The following is a 21,538-nucleotide window of genomic DNA, read 5'->3' on the forward strand; positions in this document are numbered from 1 at the left end:
CATAAGAGTAAAAAACTGATGGAAAGAAAAGAACAACTAATTAACGATATTCAAAATCTATTAAACAGTTATGAAGACATTCACAAGACAAACATCAATCCCAATTTATTGAAATTTATGGACGAGGAGACTCTACTTAGCATTATAGGGTCACTGCTTGATCAAAAAGAGAGTGCAAAAGAGTCTGATTTAGAGTGGCTTGAGGCATTTAAAAAATATAATTGAATTAGTGTAGTTTTTATTAGCTAAAAACAGTTTGATTTGTTACCCAATTATCTGATATAATCTTTTCATGATTTAAAAATAAAGGATCGTGCAATGTCTAATATAGATTTGGTACAACTAACACAAGAAACTAAAAAATTATCGGCGATGGTTGTTGAAGATGAGAAAGTCGCAAATGAGCTGCTCAGCTCTACTTTTAAAAATTTTTTCTCAGACGTAAGATCATGCTTTAATGGAAAAGAAGCATTAGAAACTTACTTAAAATCAGCTCCTGATGTTGTTTTTGTTGATATTATAATGACTGAAATGGATGGTATAGAGCTTTCTCGCAAAATTCGTGAGATTAACCCTACTCAAATTATTATTGTTATTTCTGCTAGCAATGATATTGAAAAAATATCAGAATCAATTGAGGTTGGTGTAAATAGCTTTATCCAAAAACCAATAGATACTAAAAAAATTATAGAACTTTTAACAAGCGTTGTTGCAATGGTTGCTAAGAAGAAAAAAATTGAGACAAAAACTTTCTCTATCTCTCTTCCATTAGATTTATATGAGATTGTAAATGAGAATGCTAAAGCAGAGAGCATCTCTAAAAATGCTGTAATCATAAGAGCGCTTCGCAGTTTTTACGAATAATTAAAAAAATTACTGAGTTTTTATATTTTATTAAGAATAAAATCTATATAATTTCGGCTCAGTAATTAAAACTGAAAAAAACGCTATAGAGTGGCCCCGTCGTCTAGCGGTCAGGATCCATGGTTTTCATCCATGTTACAGGAGTTCGATTCTCCTCGGGGTCACCACTTCATACACCTTTTAATCCTCTATTTTACAATACTTTAAAATTTAAGTTTTCTCTGGGACATTTTTTTATTTTGCCCATTCAACAACCAAGTGAGACAATTTTATTTTCATAATGCAATTTTGAGTCATCAATTAATTGTGCAATTTTTAAGACATTTCTATACTACTACACATTCTTAGAATTGACGATAAAAAAACCTCTCCTCAGCTAAATTGCGATAAAATCACGAAAATTATTTTTAGGATTTTTAATGTTAAGATTTGCTCCAAGTCCCACGGGTGATATGCATATAGGTAACTTAAGAGTTGCTATATTTAACTATATTGTCTCAAAGCAGAGAAAAGAAGATTTAGTAATTAGAATTGAAGATACGGACAAAGACAGAAATATTGAGGGTAAAGATAAAGAGATATTAGATATTTTAAATCTTTTTGGTATTGATTACTCTGTTGTCATGTATCAGAGTGAAAATTTTCGTTTTCACAGAGCTATGGCACTTCAACTTTTGCAAGACAAGAGAGCTTTTAACTGCTTTTGTTCATCTGATTGGCTGGATAAAAAAAGAGAAGAGGCAAAAAATAGTAAAACTGCTTACAGATATGATGATGCGTGTGCCTCACTTCCTGATGAGCTTGTGATAGACAATGAGCACCCTTTTACGGTTAGAATAAGAAAACCGCTAGAGCCAATTATCATAAAAGATCATATTAAGGGCGAAATAAAATTCGAGCCAAATGATATAGATAGTTTCATCATTATGAGACAAGACAAGACGCCAATGTATAACTTTGCATGTGCAGTTGATGATATGCTTAGTGACATTTCACTTGTTATTAGAGGCGAAGACCATGTAAGTAATACACCAAAACAGATTCTTATAAGAGAAGCTCTTGGATACAGTAAAAATATAGAGTATGCACACCTGCCTATCATCTTAAATGATGATGGTAAGAAGATGAGCAAAAGAGATGACGCTTCTAGTGTAAAGTGGCTTCTTGAGGAGGGTTATCTTCCATCTGCAATTGCAAATTATTTAATATTAATAGGAAACAAACCGCCAAAAGAGATATTTACTATACAAGAGGCAATTGAGTGGTTTAGTTTAGAAAATATATCTAAATCCCCTGCCCGTTTCGACATAAACATGTTAAAACATGTAAACAAGGAACATCTAAAAATCTTAGATGCAAAAGAGTTATCAAGATATGTTGGTTTTGCAGATGCTCAAATTGGAGAAGTTGCTAAAATATATCTTGAAGAAGCTAGTACAACTAAAGAGTTAAGAGCAAAGATAGCGCTAATTTTTGCAGAAAAAAATATTCCAGATGAGTTTAAAGAGTATGCACAGACTATAGTTAAGATTATACAAAAAGCACCCTACTTTGAGGAGTATGAAGATTTTAAAAACTACATTATACAAGAGTCTGGACTTAAGGGAAAAAATTTTTTTAAGCCGCTAAGAATTTTATTAATGGGTTCTGAACATGGACCAGATATTGCCACAGTATATAAACATATCAAAAATTATTTAGGTGAGATTGTAAAATGAGCATTTTAATAGAGATAATTCAAGGTTTGGGTTCTATAGCAATAGGAGTTATAAATGTCTATATATGGGTTGTAATTATTGCAGCACTTCTTAGTTTTGTAAATCCAGACCCATTTAATCCTATAGTCCAATTTTTGTACAGAGTCACAAATCCAGCTTATGCGCTTGTTAGAAGATATATAAAGACAAATTTTAATGGTTTAGATTTAGCACCACTTGTTATTGTTATTGGACTAGAGATAGTTATTGTATTACTTAGCTCTTTATTACATGCTTTGTAATTTTAGCTATTGTTCTTTTTTGTATTTTAAAACTACAGCAGATGAAGATAGATTGTCTTCTAGGAAAAGGTTTATAGATTCTGCTTGCTCAAATGCTACTATGTAAGAGTTTGTCCAGTCATTTTTTCTATTAATTAAGTGTGAAAATTGATTCTCTTTAGGTAGTTTTTCTACTTTAATTGGCAGTTTTGAGTTTAGTGTGAGCTTTAAATCACTCTCAATGGTGTTATTTGGATTGTTGAGCTCTTTTACATCTTTGAGGTATAAAAGAATAATGAAATATTCATATCCATTAAATGATTCAGGATAGACTTCATTGAGGTAAATGGAAGACATAACCCCCATAACTTCGCCCTCTTTTGAAACTATTTTACTGCTTTGAATACTAGAAGCACTTAACTCTTTTTCTCTATCCATTTTAAACGCAAAAAAGGCGTTTTTTTTAGAACATCCACTAAAAAGTAGCATAAAAGTTAAAAATAGTAAAAAAATCTTCATTTAAATCCCTAGAAATAGTGAGAGAATTATATCTTATTAAACAACCTTTTAAAGACTATTTTGTATAATCACTTAATTTTTAAGAGGGTTAACATATTGAAAAAAAGATTAGCAGTAGCATTTACAGGCCCATCAAATAGTGGTAAAACGACACTTATATTAAAAGTGGCGAGAAAGCTCATACATGAGTATAAGATGGATGTAGCCATTATAAAACATGACCCAAAAGATAAAGCTCGTTTTGATGTGGAAGGCAAAGATAGTTATAAATTTGCAGATACTGGCGCAGAGGTTATTGTAACTTCTCCAAATCGCACTACATACTTCTCTCAAAGACAAAAAGAACTAGATGAGATGATTAGACTTTTTGACAAGTTTGACATTTTGCTAGTTGAAGGGCTTAAAAACCTTCCTCTTCCTAGAATAAGCGTCTTTAGGGACTCTTTAGATGCTGAGTATTTTCCATACATGAATGCTTTAGCGACTGATGGTAGCATAGATATAAGCAGATATGATTTTCCAAAAAATGTTGCTATCTTAGACATAAACAGTTGTCAAGATGTAATAGAGTGGATATTAAAAAATGCAAAGGAAGTTTAAATAGATGACTGACATATTTAGCGCAATACAAAGAACAGCAATAAGAATAAAAGATGCAATAGACACCAAAGATATAGGTTATTCACAGCAAGAAAATAGTTCTGGAGAGACGCAACTTCAGCTCGATATAAAATGTGATATGATTATTGAAGAGGAGTTTTCACATGTAACTTCTATTCATACAATTGCAAGTGAAGAGAAAGAGAGAGAGGTTATACTACATAAAGATGGTAGATATTTTATTGCTTATGACCCTCTGGATGGCTCATCATTAATAGATGTGAACCTTAGTGTAGGCTCTATTTTTGGAATATATGAAGGTGCATTTGGAGCAAAAAACATGGTAGCTTCATGTTACGTTGTTTTTGGTCCTCGCGTTGAGATGGTTTTTGCTCATAACAAAACGAAACTACACCTTCTTCAAGGCAAAGAGTTTGAGTTTGTAAAAGAGATTCGTCTCAATGAAAAAGGGAAGTTAAATGCACCTGGTGGAACTCAACAAAATTGGAAGCCTTATCATAAAAAGATGGTTGATAGCTTTTTTAATGAGGGTTATCGCTTAAGATACTCTGGAGGAATGGTTCCAGATTTGCATCAAATACTGCTAAAAGGCGGTGGCCTCTTTAGTTATCCTAGCACTTCAGATAAGCCAGATGGAAAGCTTCGCAAGCTTTTTGAAGTTTTTCCATTTGCTTTTATCTTTAATAGAGCTGGGGGAGAAGCCATTGATGGTGCAGTTGATTTAATGAACCTTGAATATGCACATATACATGATACTTCACCATGCTTTTTTGGCTCAAAATATGAGATACAAAGAGTAAGAGAAGTTTATGCAAGCAACCAATAGCAAAGAGTTGGATAAATTTGAACTTTATCTTGTTGATATGATTGTAAAGCTTCAAGATTGTCAGAGTGCAAAAAGCTTAGAAAGTTGTAGCAAATGCGAGTTTTATCTAAGCTGTGAGCTTAGAACTGATTATGTTAAAGCGGTTTACAACAGTATGTCCAAAGGAGATACTGGTGGCTTTGAGTTTTAAATTTGAATTTTAAGGATAAAAATTGAGTAAATATATAACAACACCTATCTATTATGTTAACGGAGAGGCTCATATTGGGCATGCTTATACTACTTTTATAGCTGATACTCTAGCTAGATATGAGAAGCTCAAAGGTGAAGATACCTATTTTTTAACTGGTACTGATGAACATGGTCAAAAAATAGAGGAGTCTGCTCAAAAAAATTCTAAGCCAACACAAGAGTTTGCAGATGAGATAAGTGCCTCTTTTAAAAACCTTTGGGATGAGTTTGATATAAGCTATGATAAATTTATTCGTACAACTGATGCAGAGCATAAAAAGGGTGTCCAGAGAGCCTTTGAAGTTATGTATGCAAAAGGTGATATATATAAAGATTTTTATGAGGGTCACTACTGTGTAAGTTGTGAGACTTTCTTTACTGAGACGCAACTAGTCGATGGTGAATTTTGTCCTGATTGTGGCAGAAGTACAAATATTGTCAAAGAGGAGAGTTACTTTTTTAGGCTCTCTAAATATGAAAATGCCCTTTTAAAGCACTATGAAGAGAACCCTGATTTTATCCTTCCACGTTCTCGTGCAAATGAAGTTATAAACTTTGTAAAAGGCGGACTTAGAGATTTGTCAGTCACAAGAACATCTTTTACATGGGGTGTCGGGATGCCAAACTCTATAAAAGATGACAAGCATGTTATGTATGTTTGGCTTGATGCTCTTATGAACTATATTACAGCTCTTGGATATGGAACTACAGAGGAAAATATGCGTTATTGGCCAGCTTCAGTGCAGTTTGTTGGAAAAGATATACTTCGTTTTCATGCAATCTACTGGCCAGCATTTTTAATGAGTATTGATTTGCCTCTTCCTCAGCATATAGGTGCACATGGATGGTGGACTAGGGATGGCGAGAAGATGAGTAAATCAAAAGGCAATGTTATCTCTCCAAAACAAGTTGCTGATGTTTATGGCGTTGAAAATTTAAGATATTTTATGCTCAGAGAAGTACCTTTTGGGCAAGATGGAGACTTTTCTCAAAGAGCATTTATAGATAGGATAAACTCAGAGTTAAGTAACGACCTTGGAAACCTTTTAAATCGTATCATTGGTATGAGTGGTAAATACTCAGATTTTGAGATAGAGAGTGTTAATGTTTTAAAATATCATAAAAAAGAGATTGATGCGATGAATGTCGTACTTGATTCACTCGATATTTTTATGAAAAATTTTCAAACGCATCGCTATTTAGAGGAGTTATGGAAACTATTTTCTATCGGGAACAAAGCCATTGAAGAGCATGCTCCATGGGTTAAGATGAAAGATGGAAAAAAAGATGAAGCGCTCTCTACTGTAGCACTTGTTGCAAATATTTTAGCAAAAGCGTCTATTATGCTTCATCCTGTTATGCCTCGCACTACAGATATTATTGCAGATGCTCTAAACTTTTCTATCTCTCATGAGAGCTACAGAGAGCTTGTTCAAGAGAAAAAGCTTTTAAAATTGTTTAATATTAAACCTGTTCCACCTCTATTTCCACGTGTTGATGAGCCGCTTATGCCTGAAGCCCCACTTGCTCAACCAAATATTACAAAAGAGAGCGTGAAGGCTGCGGAACAAAGTCTGTGTGAGGGTGATAATCTTATAGAAATTGGGCAATTTTTTCAAACTTCTCTCAAAGTTGGGACAGTAATCGCAGCAGAAGAAGTTGAGAAGAGTAAAAAACTTCTAAAACTTCAAGTTGACTTGAATGAAGGAAAACCTAGACAGGTAGTTGCTGGAATAAGAGAGTTTTATAGCGCAGAGTCTCTTATAAATACTCAAGTTTGTGTTGTTGCGAACTTAAAACCTGCAAAACTTATGGGAATGATCTCAGAGGGAATGCTTCTTGCTGCTAAAGATGAAGATGGGTTGTGTTTGATACGACCTGAAAAACCTAAAAAAGCAGGCACGCCTATTGGATGAGACTCGAAAACTTTTTAGCACTTACTCAAACTACTCTTATTAATGAGCCTTATGTTCATAGTTTTGAAAATATTGCCTTTGATGCTCTCAAAGTAAAGAGAGGCGATCTTTTTTTTGCGTACACTACGCAAGAGATTCCGCTCGCAGTTGAGAATGGTGCTTATGGAGTTATCTTTGATAAACCCGCACAAATAAGTGATAATGAAATTGCTTGGATAAAAGCAGACAGTCTAGATAATGCGCTCAAGAAACTAATTCGTTTTAAAACTATTGAAAAAGAGATAGTCGCTTATGAGTGCAATGAGATTATTTTAAAACTCTCTTTGCAAGTGATAACTTTGCCAAATTTTCGCACTATTTGCGGAGATTTGAAATCTATTTTTAAAATTATTTCAGAAGTCGAAACAAAAACCATCCTCCTCTTTAGCCCTGCCCTTACCTCTAAAGAGATATTCGCAGTTGTTAAAAAAATGCCAATTGCCTCTTTTGAGCCAGTTGAAATTATGGAGCAAACTCTTTTTGAAACATCTTTTATATATGATAATGTTTTTTATGAAAGACAGCTTATTTCGCCATTTTTCATTCCCTATTTAGAGGAACTTTTACATCTGTATAAAACGCTTAAGATAGAGTATAAACTAAAGAAATTCACTCCAATAGAGCATTTTGAACCAGTTTTTACAAACAAAAAATTTGAGATTAAAAATTTTGGCTCTAGTGACAAAGTGCTTATATTTGAACCAAATATAGAGCTTATAGAGAAGCAAATCTCTTTTTTACAACAACATGCGTCATGGGCAAATACTATTTTTGTACTCCCTCATGACGTTGAGTCAAAAGATAGCAAAAATATCTTTAGATATAAAAATGAGAAAGAGATTGTAAATATTTTAAGAAACAATCTCTTCAATTTTGCCCTAATCGTAGGCGTTGATAAGTCAATTTTAAATAGGCCTCTATCAAATCAAACACAATTAACTATGGATTTTTAAGGTACATGTAATGAATAGAAGAGATTTTCTCGCCACAGCAACTACCGCCTCAGCAGCCTTAGCACTAAATGGGTGCAATGATAGCAACAGAGAGGCTATTGATTACTCTAAGCATCCAAAATTTAAGAGCGATGATGAAAAAAGAGTAAATATAAATAGAAATAAAAAAACAGTTATAAAGCTAGCAACGAGTTGGCCAGGGAGTTTTCCAATTATTGGTACTGGTATTGAGAAGTTTGCCCAGAGAGTTAAAGATATAAGCGGTGACTCTTTGGAGATAAAAATCTATCCTAAAAATGTACTCGTTCCTGATCTTGCTGTTTTTGATGCCGCAAGCAGTGGACAGATAGATGCTTTTCACTCTGGTCCATATTATTGGAAAGGTAAAAATAGTGCATTTTCACTATATAGCGGTATTCCTTTTGGTTTTACTTCTGAAGAGATAAACTCATGGATGCTCTATGGTGGCGGGTTGGAATTATGGAGAGAACATTATGCAAAAAATAATCTCTACCCTTTTATGGGCGGAAACACAAACATACAGATGGGCGGGTGGTTTAGAATGGAGATAAATTCGCTCTCTGACATGAATGGACTCAAGATGAGAATTCCAGGACTTGGTGGAGAAGTTTTTTCAAAAATGGGAGTAAATTCAGTTCTTCTTCCTGCTGGAGAGATTTATACTTCACTTGAGAGAGGTGTCATTGACGCTACCGAATGGGTTGGTCCTGCACTGGATATAAAGATGGGATTTTATAAAGTAGCACCATTTTATTACTCTGGATGGCATGAGCCTGGATCTATCCTCGAACTAACTTTTAATAAACAGTTTTGGAATAAGTTGGCGTTTGAGCATCAAAGTATGATAGAAGTTGCGAGCAGTGAGATGAATTCAAATATGACTTATGAGTTTCATTATGAAAACATCCATGCACTTAAAAATTTGCGTGAGTTAAATATAGAGATAAAAGAGTTTCCTCTGGATGTAATAACTGCTGCAAAAGTAGCATTACAAGAGGTTCTTGATGAGTTTGGCCAAAAAAATAGCGACTTTAAGATAGTAAATGAGTCTATACAGAAACATTTAAGCCTCTCTAAAGAGTGGAGTGACGCTAGTCTTAGATACTTTTTAAATGTTAGATAAATTAAAAGAAGAGAGAAATTAATGAAAATCCTATTATTAACCGCCATGCTTTTGCAAAATACACTTTTTGCTTCATTTAGTGCAAATATTATTGATGCGGTCAGTTTGAAACCTATTAAAGATGTCACTATTAGTGATTCTGTTTTGAGTGTTAAAAGCGATATCAATGGAAGTTTTACTATAAATAGTCTTGAAAAACCTCTACATGTAAAAGCGTGTGGATATAGACCATATAAAATTACACAAGAGTCAAGTGATAAAGTTCTTAAGCTTGAACCTCTTGTTGTAAAAGCGCTATATTTAAGTTTTTGGCATACAAATAATCAATCTCCAAAGCTAAGAGATATTTTAAAAATAATAGATGAAACAGATATAAATACAGTTGTTGTAGATGTTAAAAATGAGTATGGACACACATCATTTAAAACATCTTTTGAACAAGCCAACAGCTATGGCGCTGATAAAAGTATCATAAATAGAAATATAGAAGAGTTTATGTCAATTATGAGAGCTAAAAATATCTATACGATTGCAAGAATTGTGACATTTAAAGATGAGCTTCAAGCTATTAACAATGTGGATTATGCTATCAAAAATAGAGATGGCACTATCTGGAGAAACCATGACAATATGGCTTGGGTTGATCCTTTTGATGTCAGAGCGCATAACTACGCAATTTCTGTTGCGCAAGAGGCGGCAAAAGTCGGTTTTGATGAGATAAATTTTGACTATATTCGCTTTCCTGCAAAAGATGGGCTGCTTTACTCTAAAGAGAGCACTCAAGAGAGTCGTATAAAAGCAATTAGTGATTTTTTAAATCTTGCACAAGAGAGACTTAGAAAATATGGGGTATTTATCTCTGCGGATACTTATGGAAATATATGTTGGACCAAGGATGATAATAACATAGGTCAAACAGTTAGCTCGATGGCACCACATGTAGATTATTTGGCTCCAATGTTATATCCATCTGGATTTGCAAGTGGTTCATTTTCATTTAAAAGCCCATCAAACCACCCACATACTGTAATTTACAGAAGCATTAAAAATATAGAAGATAGAATTGACACAAAAAGAGTTAGACCATGGTTGCAGTATTTTAAGGACTACGCACATGAAAAACGGCATTACAGAGAGTTTGAGATAAAAGAGCAGATTAGAGCAACACAAGATATAAATACTAATGGATGGATGATGTGGTCACCATCTAGCAGATACAATATAGAATATTTTATAAAAGACAAATCGCTTTAAGCTCTTTGTTTAGGGCTTTTGCTTTAGGCATATACTCAAAAACAAGAGAGTGGAATTTTTTTGAATGGTTCATATGCACTAGATGTGAAAGCTCGTGAACCACTATAAAATCAATAAGCTCTTTATCTATTTTTATAAGTTCTGTATTTAGAGTAATAACCATTTTTGAGCTACAACTTCCCCATCTACTTCGCATTTTTTTAAATTTTAGTTCACTAAAACTCAATTTCATAACCTTTGCAAAATATTCTACTCTTTGAGTTAGGTAAAGAGTTGCAAAATTTTTATAAAATTTTTCATAGCACTTTAAAATAGTATCTTGTTCTGAAATATCTACTTTTTGAAGTAACTCTCTTAGCTCTTTTGCCTCATCTGAATCCATACTAAAAACCTCTCCAAAGAGTAGAATCTCATCTTGAAGATTTATGCTTATAGGTTTTGATAACTCTATGGTTTTTAGCTGTTTTCTTATCCATGGCTCTCTTTGGATAAGAAGCTTTTGAATAAATGCGTTTGATACTTTTGGAGTCTTAAGAGTGATTTCACCATTTTTCTTCACACTTAGATAGCTATTTTTTAGAGTTGCTTTTTGTAGATGCAAAATCTCTAAATCATTAAAATTAATCTTACATGTACTCAATAGGGTCTTTTGCATTGGCTAATCTAAATCCATTTAATCTCAGGCGACAACTGTCACAAACACCACAAGCTGCCTCTTCATCTTTGTAACAACTCCATGTAAGTTCAAGTGGAACATTAAGTCTAAGTGCATGCTCAACTATCTGAGATTTACTAAGATGAACCAGTGGCATATATATTTTGATTTTTGTCTCATCTTTTGTGCCAAGATTAATGCTCTGCTCCATGCTAGTGATAAAAGAGTCTTTGCAATCTGGATAACCACTACTATCCTCTTGCACAACACCAATAGCAATAAGTACAGCCTCCTCTTTTTCTGCTAGCGCTGCTGCTATCGATAAAAATATGCCATTTCTAAATGGCACATAAGTGATGGGAACACCCTCTTCTAGTCCATTTATAGGTATATCTATACTTTTATCTGTAAGAGCAGAAGCACCTATTTTTGAAAAAAAGTCTAAATCCAAAACATAACTATTTGAGACATTTAGTGCCTCACATATTTTCTTAAAACAGAAGAGCTCTTTTGCTTCAGTTCTTTGAGCATAGTTAAAGTGTAAAGCTACAATTTCATAACCCATCTCTTTTACCATATAAGCCCCTAGTGTAGAATCCATTCCACCGCTCATAATACAAATTGCTTTTTTATTTTTTAAATTCATAAGGGAATTTTAGCATATTATTTTAATCTTCCTTAAATGCAATACCCTATATAATGCCTCAATATTCAAAAAAAAGGGGACACTATGGAAATTTCATCTTCAAACACACCTACTCAATCTTCAGCTGGAGTTGAGGCTATAAAAAAAGCTACAGAGACTCAGGAGAGAGACGCTTTAAAAGTTCTAGAATCTGTAACTGAAGAGTCTAGAAAAGATGTAGCACAAAAGACTGGATTAGGAACCAACCTAAATTTAGCTGGTTAAGGTAGAGCATAAAACTTGATAGACTTTGACAACAGAACCTCACTAAACCTTCATATAGAGGTAATTGAACAAATTGCCTCTTCCCTCACAAATAAAGAGATAGAATTAATAGTTACAGATAAAGATGAGATGAGAGAGATAAACAGCGCTCATAGAAATATAGATAAAGCAACAGACGTTTTAAGTTTTCCTTATATCGAAATGCCGCTCTCACCATTAGGAAGTATTGTTATTTGCTCCTTACATGTAGAAGAAAAATCAAAAGAGTTTGGACACACTCTAAATGATGAATTTGCACTCCTTTTTATACATGGTCTTTTACATCTTCTTGGATACGACCATGAAGTTGATAGCGGAGAGATGAGAGAAGAGGAGGCTAGAATTATCAAAGAGTTTAATTTGCCTCAAAGTTTAATAGTTAGAAGCGAGGGATAACGATATATGGATTTCATAATTTTTACAGTTGCTATGGCTGCACTTGTTTATGGGGCGGATTTTGTTATAAAAGAGTCTCAGAGAATAGCTCTGCATTTCAATATATCACACTACGTCATAGGCGCTACTCTTGTAGCATTTGGAACTTCAATGCCAGAGATGGCAGCTTCAATGATGGCATCATATGGAGGCAAAAGTGAGATGGCTATAGCTAATGTTGTTGGTAGCAATATTTTCAATATAACATTAATTTTAGGAGTTGTATTCTTAATATCAAAAAATATGAACCCTAAAAGAGACATCTTTGTAAAAGATAGTGCTTGGATTATTGTGCCTGTTGTTATTTTTATGCTGATGATTCAAGATAGTGTTATAAGCAGGGCTGATGGGATTTTATTTCTTTTAATAATGGTTTCATATATTCTATTTTTATTTACTGGTCCAAAAGATGATTTTGAAGATGCAATAGATGAGGATTTATCAAAAGAGAAGTTTAATTGGTTAAAAACTATTCTATTTTTAGGTATTGGATTTGTATTAACAATAGGTGGAGCAAATTTCGTTGTTGAGAGCGGAACAGATATAGCTAGGTTATTTGGCGTAAGTGAGTGGATAATTGGACTTTTTCTTATTGCACTTGGAACATCTCTACCTGAACTTGTAGTCTCTTTGGTTGCTGTAAAAAATGGAAATGCAGAGATGGGCATAGGAAACATAATAGGCTCAAACGTTGCTAACTTCTCTATGGTTTTAGGAGCTTCATCAATCATAAATCCACTAACCATCAACTTAATTACTGCACAGTTTGACATCTATGTAATGGTTGGCTCTTCTATAGCTCTTCTTTTTATTGTAGCAAACAAACTATACAATAAAACTGGAGCGATATTTTTATTAACAATATTGTCGCTTTTTTTACTTAACTCTTTTTAATAAATATAGGTGAAATTTTCTCATCTATAAAGCGCCCTACTCTTTATCTTCTTGGGCTTCTTCATCTTCTTTTATGTATCCAAGTTCTAAGAGTTTATTATAAACCCCAGATATAATATTACCAGTAGCAGCGCCACCATGTCCTCCATGCTCTACCATAGCTAAAACAACATATTGTGGATTATCGTATGGACCATACGTTGAAAACCAAGCATGAGAACGTGTATAGTACTCCATTTCATGCTCTAGCTCCCTCTCTTTAATATCCTGTAAAATACCAACAACTTGGGCTGTTCCAGTTTTACCTGCAATTTTTACTTTTGTATTTACATAACTCCTAGCTGTTCCACCAGGTACATTACAAACTTCATACATCGCTCTTTGAATTGTAGGCAGCCTCTTTAGCTCATTTTCCGTGAGTACATCTTGAAGGTCTGGCTCTACAACTTCATCGCCTATCATCTTGGCAAAGTATGGTTTAGGCAACTTTCCTGTAGCCATAAGTGCTGTAAATTGGGCTATCTGCATCGGAGTTGTTAAAAAATCTCCCTGCCCGATTGATGTGTTTACAGTCTCACCTATATACCATGGTTTGTTATATTTTTTTCTTTTCCACTCACGAGATGGGACTGTACCTATAAATTCATTTGGCAAATCAACGCCTGTTTTTTTTCCAAGTCCATATCTCATGAGCCCATCGCTCATCTTCTCAATACCGAGCCTTAGGCTTCCTTTATAAAAATAGTCATCACAACTCTCTCTTATGGCTTTTTTAATATCAGTACTTCCATGACCATCTTTCTTCCAACATCTAAATACCCTTGAGCCAAGTGGCATAGAGGCGGTGCAGTGAACATTAAAGTTTGGACCAGCTTCTGGCGAAGTTATGTACAGTAGTCCAAGTCCTGTTTTTATAACTGAACCAGGTGGGTAGAGTCCATGGATAAGTTTATTTGTAAAAGGTTTATCAAGACTATTTGACAACTTATCCCAAACTTCATTGCTTATGCCAGTTACAAAAGTGTTTAGGTCATACTCTGGAAAACTGCTTGCCGATAAAATAGCGCCATTCACATCCATAACAATCACTGCACCAGCCTTATTTACAAAGAATGATGATATATATTTTTGAAGTTCTATGTCGATATTTAAAGTAAGTTTTGTATCTTCTGATGGTTTTTGGCTTGAGAGCTCTTCTACTTCTTGATTATGCGCATTTACCTTTATCTCTCTGTTTCCTGCTAAACCTTGAAGATACTCATTATAGTATTTTTCAATACCAGATTTGCCACTATATCCTATGAGTTTAACAAGCTCATCATCTACAATGTCATCTTTGTTTGCACGCCCAACATACCCAATAATATGTGCACCTATCTCACCGTATGGATAAAATCTCTTTGGAGAGGAGACTATATTTAAATTTTCTCTTAGGCTCAATATTGAATATATAGGCATAATATGTTCATATGATACAAAATCAACTATATCTATAAAGTTATGGTTGTAGTATGAATCAACTTTTTTATACTCTTTTATCATCTTCTCTTTATCTAAATTTGGCAATAGAGCAATAAGCCTATTTATCTCATCTTCAAAAATTTCAGAATTTCTCTCAAGACCTAGATGTGGAGCTAGTTGTATCTTAAATCCAAGTTCATTTATTGCTATTGGTCTGTTGTTTATATCTACTATTTCCCCTCTTACAGGAGCAATTTGTTCGATTTTAATTGTGTTATTGTATGAGAGTCTTTCATAGTAACTGTTTGATTCAACTGAGAGAAAAAAAACTCTTACTAAAAGAGCTAGCCAGATAGATGCAAATATAAAAAGTATAAATTTAATTTTCATAATATGCTCAAAATTAAAAATTCAATAACTATATAGTAGATTACATAATAGTTGATAGCTGGTAAAGCAAATAAAAAAATATTTGATAAAAAAGAGTAAAAAAGAAAAAAGCCTACATAAACAAAAAGAACAATCATAAAATTAATACATGTAACACAACTAAAACTCTGAGTTATTTTTGGAACAATATATTTATGCAAAATTGAAAAATAGATTATGGTACTAAATAGCACATAACTATTCTCTGATTCAAAAAATAAAAGACAAAAAATAGTTAAAATAAGAACTGAAGTCTGCTCTTTTTTAAGTGCTTTTGAAAAGTAAAAGTATAGTACTGTAAGTAATGGCGGTAAAAAAAGATATATTCCGCTTAGTGCAGTATAGACAAGAAACAATATACCATAAAGGTATAATGCTAGAGGGTTTTTATAAGAGAGACTTCGTTGCATATTGGAAAATGTTTACATTTAATACAATCAGCCCAAATCTTATGTTCTGGGAGTGACTCTTTTGGAATCTCGATAAAACCTAAATTTTCAAAAAAAGATTGTTTATAAGTTAAGCTAAGAACCTTTTGAAGTCCTAATATTTGTGCTTCATCAGTTGCTTTTGTAACTAAGCTTTGCCCTATTCCCTCTCCTCTTCTTCCATCTTTTACAATCAAAGATCTAATCTCTGCTAAAGATGGTGTATGAATATGAAGAGCACAAAATCCAATAATTTCAGAGCCATCTTTAGCAAGAATATAAGATCTTATATTTGTCGCCACTTCATCTGAGCTTCTTGCAAGAATTACACCAGCTTCAACTTCAGCAGCCACTAGCTTTTGCATCTCTTGTATATCAGAGAGTTTTGCTTTTGTTAATTCAATCTTCATTTTCACACTCCTTTAAAACATTATAGATAAGCGTTACTATTTTTGCTAATCCTTTCTTTTTGGAACTAGAAACCATCAGGGCATTAGGAAAATCTCTTCTTAACTCAGTTTGCTCTTTTTGATTGAGCTTGTCTATTTTAGTAAATATCTGAAAAATATGCTGTGTGGGGTTGGCACACTCAAGCAAAAAATCACTAACAGATTTATCAATATCTAAAAAAGGGTGTCTGCAATCAACCAGATGTATAAAAATTTTAATCTGCTTTCTTGATGCTATATAGTCTGTTAGGTTTCTCTCCCAATCATATTTTATCGATTTTGCCACTTTTGCATAACCAAATCCAGGTAAATCAACAAATTTAGCAAAGCTTTTTAAAGAGTCTTCTCTATTTATAAAAGTAACATCAAAGTAGTTTATAAGCCTTGTTTTACCTGGTGTTGATGATACTTTAGCCAATCCTTTATGATTTGTTAGAGCATTAAGCAGAGAGCTTTTTCCAACATTTGAGCGGGCCATAAAAACGATTTCATTCTGCTCTATACTAGGAGGTGCACCATCTAAATTTGGGGCAGATGTAATAAATTTTGCATCTACAATCTCAATCATTTTTTTCACTCTTCTGAACTTCTGTCTTGTTTTGATCTTCAGGCATATTAAAAATCATAATTACTGGCTCTTTAGCAGCACCTTTTGCGTAAGCTTTACCTTCAATTGTTTTTAAAATTACTTCATCGCCAATAATCTCTTTTTTATCATCAAGTTGCTTTAGATGTACATCTTGATAGAAATAGTACTCTTTTGTTTTAGGAAGATAGATTACTTTATGCGCTTTTCCTACATATAAAGCACCCTCAATGGTTTTTATCTTAAATGAAGCGTTACCCTCAGCTATAAACTTAGTGGGCTCTTGCGCAGAGTTTGTATGTATGGTTACCTTTGAAGCATTTAGTTCATCATTGCCTCTGATGATATTTACATCACCTTCAAAAATAGAAATTCCAGCTTTCTGATCTGCATTAAATAGTTTTGCTTTTACCTGTAGCTCTTGCGCAAACAGCGACGCTGCTGATAAAATTATTAAAAAAACTGTTTTTTTCATCTATCTCTCTTTTAGTTGATATTTTGCTGTTACATTTTTTGAAGTAACTCTCTCTAGCGCACTATTGTAGTGCAACCCTTCCCCTATAACTCTATTTGCATCTCTATATAAAAGATAATCTCCATCAGCAATAGCTATACTAGTTTTTTTATTATATATCGCTTTTTGTGTCTTAAATGTCAAACCATCTTCTCTTGTATAAACAATATTGCCATCGAGATATACAATATCATCTTTGTATATTCCTCTTTTTGATTTCATGTTTGAAACATACTCTTTAGAACTATCTGTGTAGTCTATATCATCAACGCTGTATCTGTCACTATATTTAATGGCTTTTGAGCCATTCATAAGCGTTATGAGACCATGAGGGTCAAACTCATACATAGTAAAAGATGAGATACTAAATAGCTCAATATCTCCAAAAAAATTCTCTTTTATTTCAACAGGTTTAAATACAAAAAGTATCATTAAAAGAGATAAAGAGATAAAGAGAAAAAAATAGTTCATATTCATGCTAATTATAACCAAAGAGCCATAAATTGCTCTCTTAAATCATTCTCATCTACAAGAATGTCTATCATTTCTCTAACTGCTCCATCTCCACCATTACATGTAAGAGTAGTATCAACAATATCTTTAATCTCTTTTACTCCATCTTTTGGCGTAAAGCTTCTGCCGACACTGCGCAGCATTTTAAAGTCATTTAAATCATCGCCGATTGCACCAACTTCATAGTGCTTAAAACCCAAGGAAGAGATAAGTTCTTTTAAAACACTCTCTTTATCTTTAATGCCTTGAAACAGATATTTAATTCCTAACTCTTCTGCTCTTCTTTGGACTATTTTAGAGTCTCTTCCAGTAATTATGGCTACATGTAAGCCAATTTTTATCCATGAGCTAATCGCCAAACCATCTTTTACATTAAAGTTTTTTATCTCTGAGCCATCAGAGTGGTATATTATTTTCCCATCACTCATACACCCATCAACATCAAGCACAATCAACTTAATCAAAGCATATCTTTCGTACTAGGAATCCCGACTCTTTCATTTTTTTGCATTGCACGGCGAAGCGCAACTGCAACAGCTTTAAAAGCTGCCTCTATAATATGGTGTCTGTTTTTGCCTCTTTGTAGAACTATATGCGTACTTATTCTTGCATTTAACACAAATGCTCTAAAAAACTCTTCAACAAGCTCTGTATCAAACTGTCCTACTTTCCCAGCAAGATTAACTTCATAAACAAGATATGGTCTGTTACTCAAATCCAAATCACAACTAACACACGCTTCATCCATAACTATATTTGCACTTCCAAAACGCTCCATATTTGAAACAGGATAGAGAGCTTCTGCAAAAAGGGCGCCAAGAACTATCCCTATATCTTCTACGCTATGGTGATCATCTATATGTGTATCGCCCTTACATGTAATCTCTAAATCAATCAAAGAGTGTTTTGAAAAGCTATCTAGCATGTGGTCTAAAAAACCAACACCTGTATCTATTTTACTCTTACCGTTGCCATTTATATCCAGTGAAACAGTTATGTCTGTCTCTTTTGTTTTTCTGCTTTTACTAATCATCCTAATCCTCTCTCACAATAAATGAGCCTTTAAAATTACCAAGTGCTAGATAGTCTCTCGCCTCTTGCTCACTTCTAAAGCCTTTTAACCAAACTTTAAACATTCTGCCATTATTTGTCTGTATATCTTTAATAACTGTTTTATATCCATCCGTATTGTTATACTTTTGCTGTGTCTCAAGTGCGCCCTCAACTCTTGAAAAAGATGCAATTTGTAGTGCAAATCCATCTATAACTTGATCCTGAGGAGATGATTGCAGGTCTTTGTCAAGAGGAGTATCTCTTTTATCTTTTGAATGAAAACCTAAAACTTCAACCTTAACTGGAGCTGTTCCAGCATTAAGCATATCTATTTTTTTCGCTGCAGTGTTTGAGAGGTCAATAATTCTTCTCTCAATAAAAGGACCTCTATCATTTATTCTTACAACTACACTTTTATTATTTCTCTGATTTGTAACTTTTACAATTGTATTCATAGGGAGTGTCTTGTGTGCAGCTGTCATGTCATACATGTTATATGTTTCACCATTAGATGTTAATTTACCATGAAAATCAGGACCATACCAACTTGCAAAACCATCAAATACATCACCAACATTTACCACTGTAGGATAATATTTTATACCTCTTATCTCATAAGGTCTCATTGTAGGATGATTATAATCTTTTTTATTTATAGATGAGCTATGAACACTCTTATCTGAGGAGTAGCTGCTCTGCGTATCTGGAGGAGTATATGCTCTTGTTCCTCTTGAGCTACAACCTGTAACAAAAATTAGAACTAAGGTAGCTAAGGATATATATATTTTATTCATAGTACTGAAATCTCTCTTGTTTTTAAATATCTATTTTAACTGATTCTAAAAGAGGTTCTATACTCTTGTTGTTTTTCATCGTAGCAGAAAAATTACTACTGATTCTTTGATTTTCTACTTTACCATTTATAGGGATAATTAACTTTTGATTTAAACTTAGTGTGTCCACTTTTAAAGCATTAAAATCTTTAATCATTGCATGACTTACATTGTATTTTTTACCTATACTATAGAGGCTCTCACCCTTTTCAACTATGTGAACTCTATAAAATTTATTTAATTTTTCTTCAAAATACTTTTGTTTAAATTCAGAGAGTTTTATATATGGAATATAAATATTGTAATCTTTCAAGTATGGTGGCGCAAAATCATGCTTTAAATGTCTATTTAACTTTTGAAGCTCTTCTAGAGGTATATTGATAAGCGCTGAGACTCTTCTTAAAGATTCACCTCTTGGTACATTTACAGCAGAGATAGAAGAAGCGTTTGCTCTGTTTAAAAGATACTCATACTCGCTATTTAAAAGAAACTGCTCATCATTGCCTATCATTGCAAGAGAGACAATTTTTCTTATATAAAATCTACTCTCTTTTGGGATGTACTGTTTTTTTGGATCCAATAAAATAGTAAGCTCATCACTGTTTGCATTTTTAATAGCTCTTGAGAGTCTTCCATCGCCACAATTGTAAGCAATTGCTGCTAAGTACCACTTGCCAAACTTTTCATAAAGTTTACTAAGATATTTAGCGGCTGCTTCTGTTGACTTAATTAAATCTCTTCTCTCATCAACATATTGATCAATTCTTAATCCATACAATTTTGCAGTTTCAGGCATAAATTGCCATAAACCAGATGCTTTTTTTACAGAATATGCTTTTGTTGAAAAACTAGATTCAGCCATTGCTAAAAAAAGAAATTCTGGAGGTATGCCATATTTTGTCAATATACTTTTTACTGTAGGTATAAAAAGATGTGCCTCGTCCATAGTTCTAAGAAACTGTTCTTCTGAATATATATCTACTTGAGAATTTTTCATTTGATTCATAATCGGGTCATACAAGAAAGAAGCTTCTATGTCGAAAGACTCCAATATTGCTATCTCTTTAGTCTGATTTGTAAGGTAAGAAAGGTTTGCGCTGAGCAAAAGTGGGAAGAAAAACATAATGATATATTTCAATTTTGCAGCTCCTCTTTAATAAATTTGAAGATAGATTTTATCTAAAAATTATATATAATATAATAAAAATTGCTGATACTAAGAAATATGAAAAAGTTTAAAGGCGTTTTTTGTGCTTATTTCTTCCACTTTTTGCTCTGAAATTTCTAAAAGTTCAGCTATTTTTTTCAAAATCAACTGTGTATAAAGAGGCTCATTTCTCTTGCCCCTGTGGGGAGTTGGAGTCAAATATGGAGCGTCTGTTTCAATGAGTAACTTATCTAATGGGATTTTTGGTAACACATGAATCAATTTTTTTGCATTGCTAAAGGTCAAAACTCCACCAATCCCAAAATAAAAGCCCTCTTTTGCCAAACTAAGTAATTCTTCATCAGCATTATAACAGTGCAAAACACCACCAACTTCACTAGCATTATGTTTCAAGAGTATCTCTTTTGAATCTCTTGAAGCGTCCCTAATGTGAACGATTAAAGGTTTTTTATATTTTTTAGCTAACTCTATTTGAGCAATAAAAATCTCTTTTTGTTTTCTCTTTTCTTCCTCTTTTTCATCCTCTGTCCCCTCAAGCCTAAAATAATCTAATCCACACTCTCCAACTGCTACACATTTTTTGTGCATAATTAACTCTTTAAAATCATCTTCATTAAAAGAGTCCATATCGTATGGATGTACTCCAACTGCAAAATAGACATCGCTGTTGTTTTGAGCTATTAAAACAGCTCTTTTAAGATTTATGGGATCTGCGCCTGGGATGATAAAGCGTTCAACACCGCCATCTCTAGCACGATTTAAAACTTCATCTAAATCATCTATAAATCTCTCATCATCAAGATGTACGTGTGTATCAACTACCATT

The 21,538-nt window shown here is 33.3% G+C and carries 27 protein-coding genes and 1 tRNA gene; 15 read left to right on the forward strand and 13 right to left on the reverse strand.

Annotated elements, in window-relative coordinates; translation table 11 throughout:
- Nucleotides 1-18 precede the first annotated feature (18 nt).
- The 5 genes from SUDEN_RS05550 (at nucleotide 19) to SUDEN_RS05570 (ending at nucleotide 2,863) form a co-directional block, all read left to right on the forward strand.
- Nucleotides 19-225, forward strand: coding sequence for a hypothetical protein (locus tag SUDEN_RS05550; protein ID WP_041672241.1), 207 nt, complete (start codon nucleotides 19-21; stop codon nucleotides 223-225).
- A gap of 93 nt (nucleotides 226-318) precedes the next feature.
- Nucleotides 319-864: a response regulator transcription factor gene (locus tag SUDEN_RS05555; RefSeq protein WP_011372688.1), complete on the forward strand. Its 546-nt coding sequence runs from the start codon at nucleotides 319-321 to the stop codon at nucleotides 862-864.
- Nucleotides 865-956: 92 nt separating this feature from the next.
- Nucleotides 957-1,031: transfer RNA gene (locus SUDEN_RS05560), tRNA-Glu, on the forward strand.
- Between the two features lie 252 nt (nucleotides 1,032-1,283).
- Entirely contained in the window at nucleotides 1,284-2,582 is a 1,299-nt protein-coding gene (gene gltX / locus SUDEN_RS05565; protein ID WP_011372689.1) for a glutamate--tRNA ligase, read from the forward strand.
- Nucleotides 2,579-2,863 (forward strand): YggT family protein, encoded by a 285-nt coding sequence (locus SUDEN_RS05570; protein WP_011372690.1) that lies wholly within the window; start codon nucleotides 2,579-2,581, stop codon nucleotides 2,861-2,863. Before gltX ends, SUDEN_RS05570 begins: the two co-directional genes overlap by 4 nt.
- 6 nt (nucleotides 2,864-2,869) lie before the next feature.
- Here the strand turns inward: SUDEN_RS05570 and SUDEN_RS05575 are convergent, their stop codons facing one another.
- The gene (locus SUDEN_RS05575; RefSeq protein ID WP_011372691.1) at nucleotides 2,870-3,361 is read right to left on the reverse strand and encodes a hypothetical protein; all 492 of its coding nucleotides are present in this window, start codon (nucleotides 3,359-3,361) and stop codon (nucleotides 2,870-2,872) included.
- Nucleotides 3,362-3,457: 96 nt separating this feature from the next.
- On the opposite strand from SUDEN_RS05575, the gene mobB reads away from it, so the two are divergent.
- From mobB to SUDEN_RS05610, 7 genes are read left to right on the forward strand one after another with little or no spacing between them, the layout of a single operon-like run.
- Nucleotides 3,458-3,961, forward strand: a complete 504-nt coding sequence (gene mobB, locus SUDEN_RS05580; RefSeq protein WP_011372692.1) for a molybdopterin-guanine dinucleotide biosynthesis protein B — start codon at nucleotides 3,458-3,460, stop codon at nucleotides 3,959-3,961.
- Nucleotides 3,962-3,965: 4 nt separating this feature from the next.
- The gene (locus tag SUDEN_RS05585) at nucleotides 3,966-4,808 is read left to right on the forward strand and encodes a class 1 fructose-bisphosphatase (RefSeq protein ID WP_011372693.1); all 843 of its coding nucleotides are present in this window, start codon (nucleotides 3,966-3,968) and stop codon (nucleotides 4,806-4,808) included.
- Nucleotides 4,792-4,998, forward strand: coding sequence for a hypothetical protein (locus SUDEN_RS05590; protein WP_011372694.1), 207 nt, complete (start codon nucleotides 4,792-4,794; stop codon nucleotides 4,996-4,998). Before SUDEN_RS05585 ends, SUDEN_RS05590 begins: the two co-directional genes overlap by 17 nt.
- A gap of 22 nt (nucleotides 4,999-5,020) precedes the next feature.
- Nucleotides 5,021-6,955, forward strand: a complete 1,935-nt coding sequence (metG, locus tag SUDEN_RS05595; protein WP_011372695.1) for a methionine--tRNA ligase — start codon at nucleotides 5,021-5,023, stop codon at nucleotides 6,953-6,955.
- The gene (locus tag SUDEN_RS05600; protein WP_011372696.1) at nucleotides 6,952-7,947 is read left to right on the forward strand and encodes a hypothetical protein; all 996 of its coding nucleotides are present in this window, start codon (nucleotides 6,952-6,954) and stop codon (nucleotides 7,945-7,947) included. Before metG ends, SUDEN_RS05600 begins: the two co-directional genes overlap by 4 nt.
- Before the next feature lie 10 nt (nucleotides 7,948-7,957).
- Nucleotides 7,958-9,091, forward strand: coding sequence for a TRAP transporter substrate-binding protein (locus SUDEN_RS05605; protein ID WP_011372697.1), 1,134 nt, complete (start codon nucleotides 7,958-7,960; stop codon nucleotides 9,089-9,091).
- 21 nt (nucleotides 9,092-9,112) lie between these two features.
- A complete protein-coding gene (locus SUDEN_RS05610; RefSeq protein ID WP_011372698.1) occupies nucleotides 9,113-10,345 on the forward strand; it encodes a putative glycoside hydrolase in 1,233 nt (410 codons plus the stop codon).
- Here the strand turns inward: SUDEN_RS05610 and SUDEN_RS05615 are convergent.
- Nucleotides 10,323-11,000: a M48 family metallopeptidase gene (locus SUDEN_RS05615; protein WP_011372699.1), complete on the reverse strand. Its 678-nt coding sequence runs from the start codon at nucleotides 10,998-11,000 to the stop codon at nucleotides 10,323-10,325. The genes SUDEN_RS05610 and SUDEN_RS05615 overlap by 23 nt on opposite strands.
- Entirely contained in the window at nucleotides 10,972-11,646 is a 675-nt protein-coding gene (gene queC / locus SUDEN_RS05620) for a 7-cyano-7-deazaguanine synthase QueC (protein ID WP_011372700.1), read from the reverse strand. Before queC ends, SUDEN_RS05615 begins: the two co-directional genes overlap by 29 nt.
- An 84-nt stretch (nucleotides 11,647-11,730) precedes the next feature.
- On the opposite strand from queC, the gene SUDEN_RS05625 reads away from it, so the two are divergent.
- Genes SUDEN_RS05625 through SUDEN_RS05635 form a run of 3 tightly spaced genes read left to right on the forward strand, consistent with a single transcriptional unit; the run spans nucleotide 11,731 to nucleotide 13,278 of the window.
- The gene (locus tag SUDEN_RS05625; protein WP_041672243.1) at nucleotides 11,731-11,910 is read left to right on the forward strand and encodes a hypothetical protein; all 180 of its coding nucleotides are present in this window, start codon (nucleotides 11,731-11,733) and stop codon (nucleotides 11,908-11,910) included.
- Nucleotides 11,911-11,925: 15 nt separating this feature from the next.
- Nucleotides 11,926-12,345: an rRNA maturation RNase YbeY gene (gene ybeY / locus SUDEN_RS05630; RefSeq protein WP_011372701.1), complete on the forward strand. Its 420-nt coding sequence runs from the start codon at nucleotides 11,926-11,928 to the stop codon at nucleotides 12,343-12,345.
- Between the two features lie 6 nt (nucleotides 12,346-12,351).
- The gene (locus tag SUDEN_RS05635) at nucleotides 12,352-13,278 is read left to right on the forward strand and encodes a calcium/sodium antiporter (RefSeq protein ID WP_011372702.1); all 927 of its coding nucleotides are present in this window, start codon (nucleotides 12,352-12,354) and stop codon (nucleotides 13,276-13,278) included.
- A gap of 36 nt (nucleotides 13,279-13,314) precedes the next feature.
- On the opposite strand, the gene mrdA is transcribed toward SUDEN_RS05635, so the two are convergent.
- The 10 genes from mrdA to SUDEN_RS05690 form a co-directional block, all read right to left on the reverse strand.
- Nucleotides 13,315-15,129, reverse strand: a complete 1,815-nt coding sequence (gene mrdA / locus SUDEN_RS05640) for a penicillin-binding protein 2 (protein ID WP_011372703.1) — start codon at nucleotides 15,127-15,129, stop codon at nucleotides 13,315-13,317.
- 415 nt (nucleotides 15,130-15,544) lie between these two features.
- Nucleotides 15,545-16,006, reverse strand: a complete 462-nt coding sequence (locus SUDEN_RS05650; RefSeq protein WP_011372705.1) for an N-acetyltransferase — start codon at nucleotides 16,004-16,006, stop codon at nucleotides 15,545-15,547.
- Nucleotides 15,996-16,613: a ribosome biogenesis GTP-binding protein YihA/YsxC gene (gene yihA, locus SUDEN_RS05655; protein WP_011372706.1), complete on the reverse strand. Its 618-nt coding sequence runs from the start codon at nucleotides 16,611-16,613 to the stop codon at nucleotides 15,996-15,998. The genes SUDEN_RS05650 and yihA overlap by 11 nt, the downstream gene beginning before the upstream one ends.
- Nucleotides 16,606-17,106, reverse strand: a complete 501-nt coding sequence (lptA, locus tag SUDEN_RS05660) for a lipopolysaccharide transport periplasmic protein LptA (RefSeq protein WP_011372707.1) — start codon at nucleotides 17,104-17,106, stop codon at nucleotides 16,606-16,608. The genes yihA and lptA overlap by 8 nt, the downstream gene beginning before the upstream one ends.
- On the reverse strand, nucleotides 17,107-17,616 hold the full coding sequence (gene lptC, locus SUDEN_RS05665; protein WP_238374789.1) for an LPS export ABC transporter periplasmic protein LptC: 510 nt from the start codon (nucleotides 17,614-17,616) through the stop codon (nucleotides 17,107-17,109).
- Nucleotides 17,617-17,627: 11 nt separating this feature from the next.
- The gene (locus SUDEN_RS05670) at nucleotides 17,628-18,122 is read right to left on the reverse strand and encodes a KdsC family phosphatase (RefSeq protein WP_041672246.1); all 495 of its coding nucleotides are present in this window, start codon (nucleotides 18,120-18,122) and stop codon (nucleotides 17,628-17,630) included.
- Complete coding sequence (gene hisB, locus SUDEN_RS05675) at nucleotides 18,119-18,691, reverse strand: imidazoleglycerol-phosphate dehydratase HisB (RefSeq protein WP_011372710.1); 573 nt, start codon at nucleotides 18,689-18,691, stop codon at nucleotides 18,119-18,121. Before hisB ends, SUDEN_RS05670 begins: the two co-directional genes overlap by 4 nt.
- A gap of 1 nt (nucleotide 18,692) precedes the next feature.
- Nucleotides 18,693-19,505, reverse strand: coding sequence for a septal ring lytic transglycosylase RlpA family protein (locus SUDEN_RS05680; RefSeq protein WP_011372711.1), 813 nt, complete (start codon nucleotides 19,503-19,505; stop codon nucleotides 18,693-18,695).
- Between the two features lie 22 nt (nucleotides 19,506-19,527).
- Nucleotides 19,528-20,682, reverse strand: coding sequence for a lytic transglycosylase domain-containing protein (locus tag SUDEN_RS05685; protein ID WP_238374790.1), 1,155 nt, complete (start codon nucleotides 20,680-20,682; stop codon nucleotides 19,528-19,530).
- Between the two features lie 78 nt (nucleotides 20,683-20,760).
- The gene (locus tag SUDEN_RS05690; protein ID WP_011372713.1) at nucleotides 20,761-21,537 is read right to left on the reverse strand and encodes a TatD family hydrolase; all 777 of its coding nucleotides are present in this window, start codon (nucleotides 21,535-21,537) and stop codon (nucleotides 20,761-20,763) included.
- Nucleotide 21,538: the final 1 nt, after the last annotated feature.

This window comes from Sulfurimonas denitrificans DSM 1251, from assembly GCF_000012965.1.
In the GTDB taxonomy this organism is placed as follows: domain Bacteria; phylum Campylobacterota; class Campylobacteria; order Campylobacterales; family Sulfurimonadaceae; genus Sulfurimonas; species Sulfurimonas denitrificans.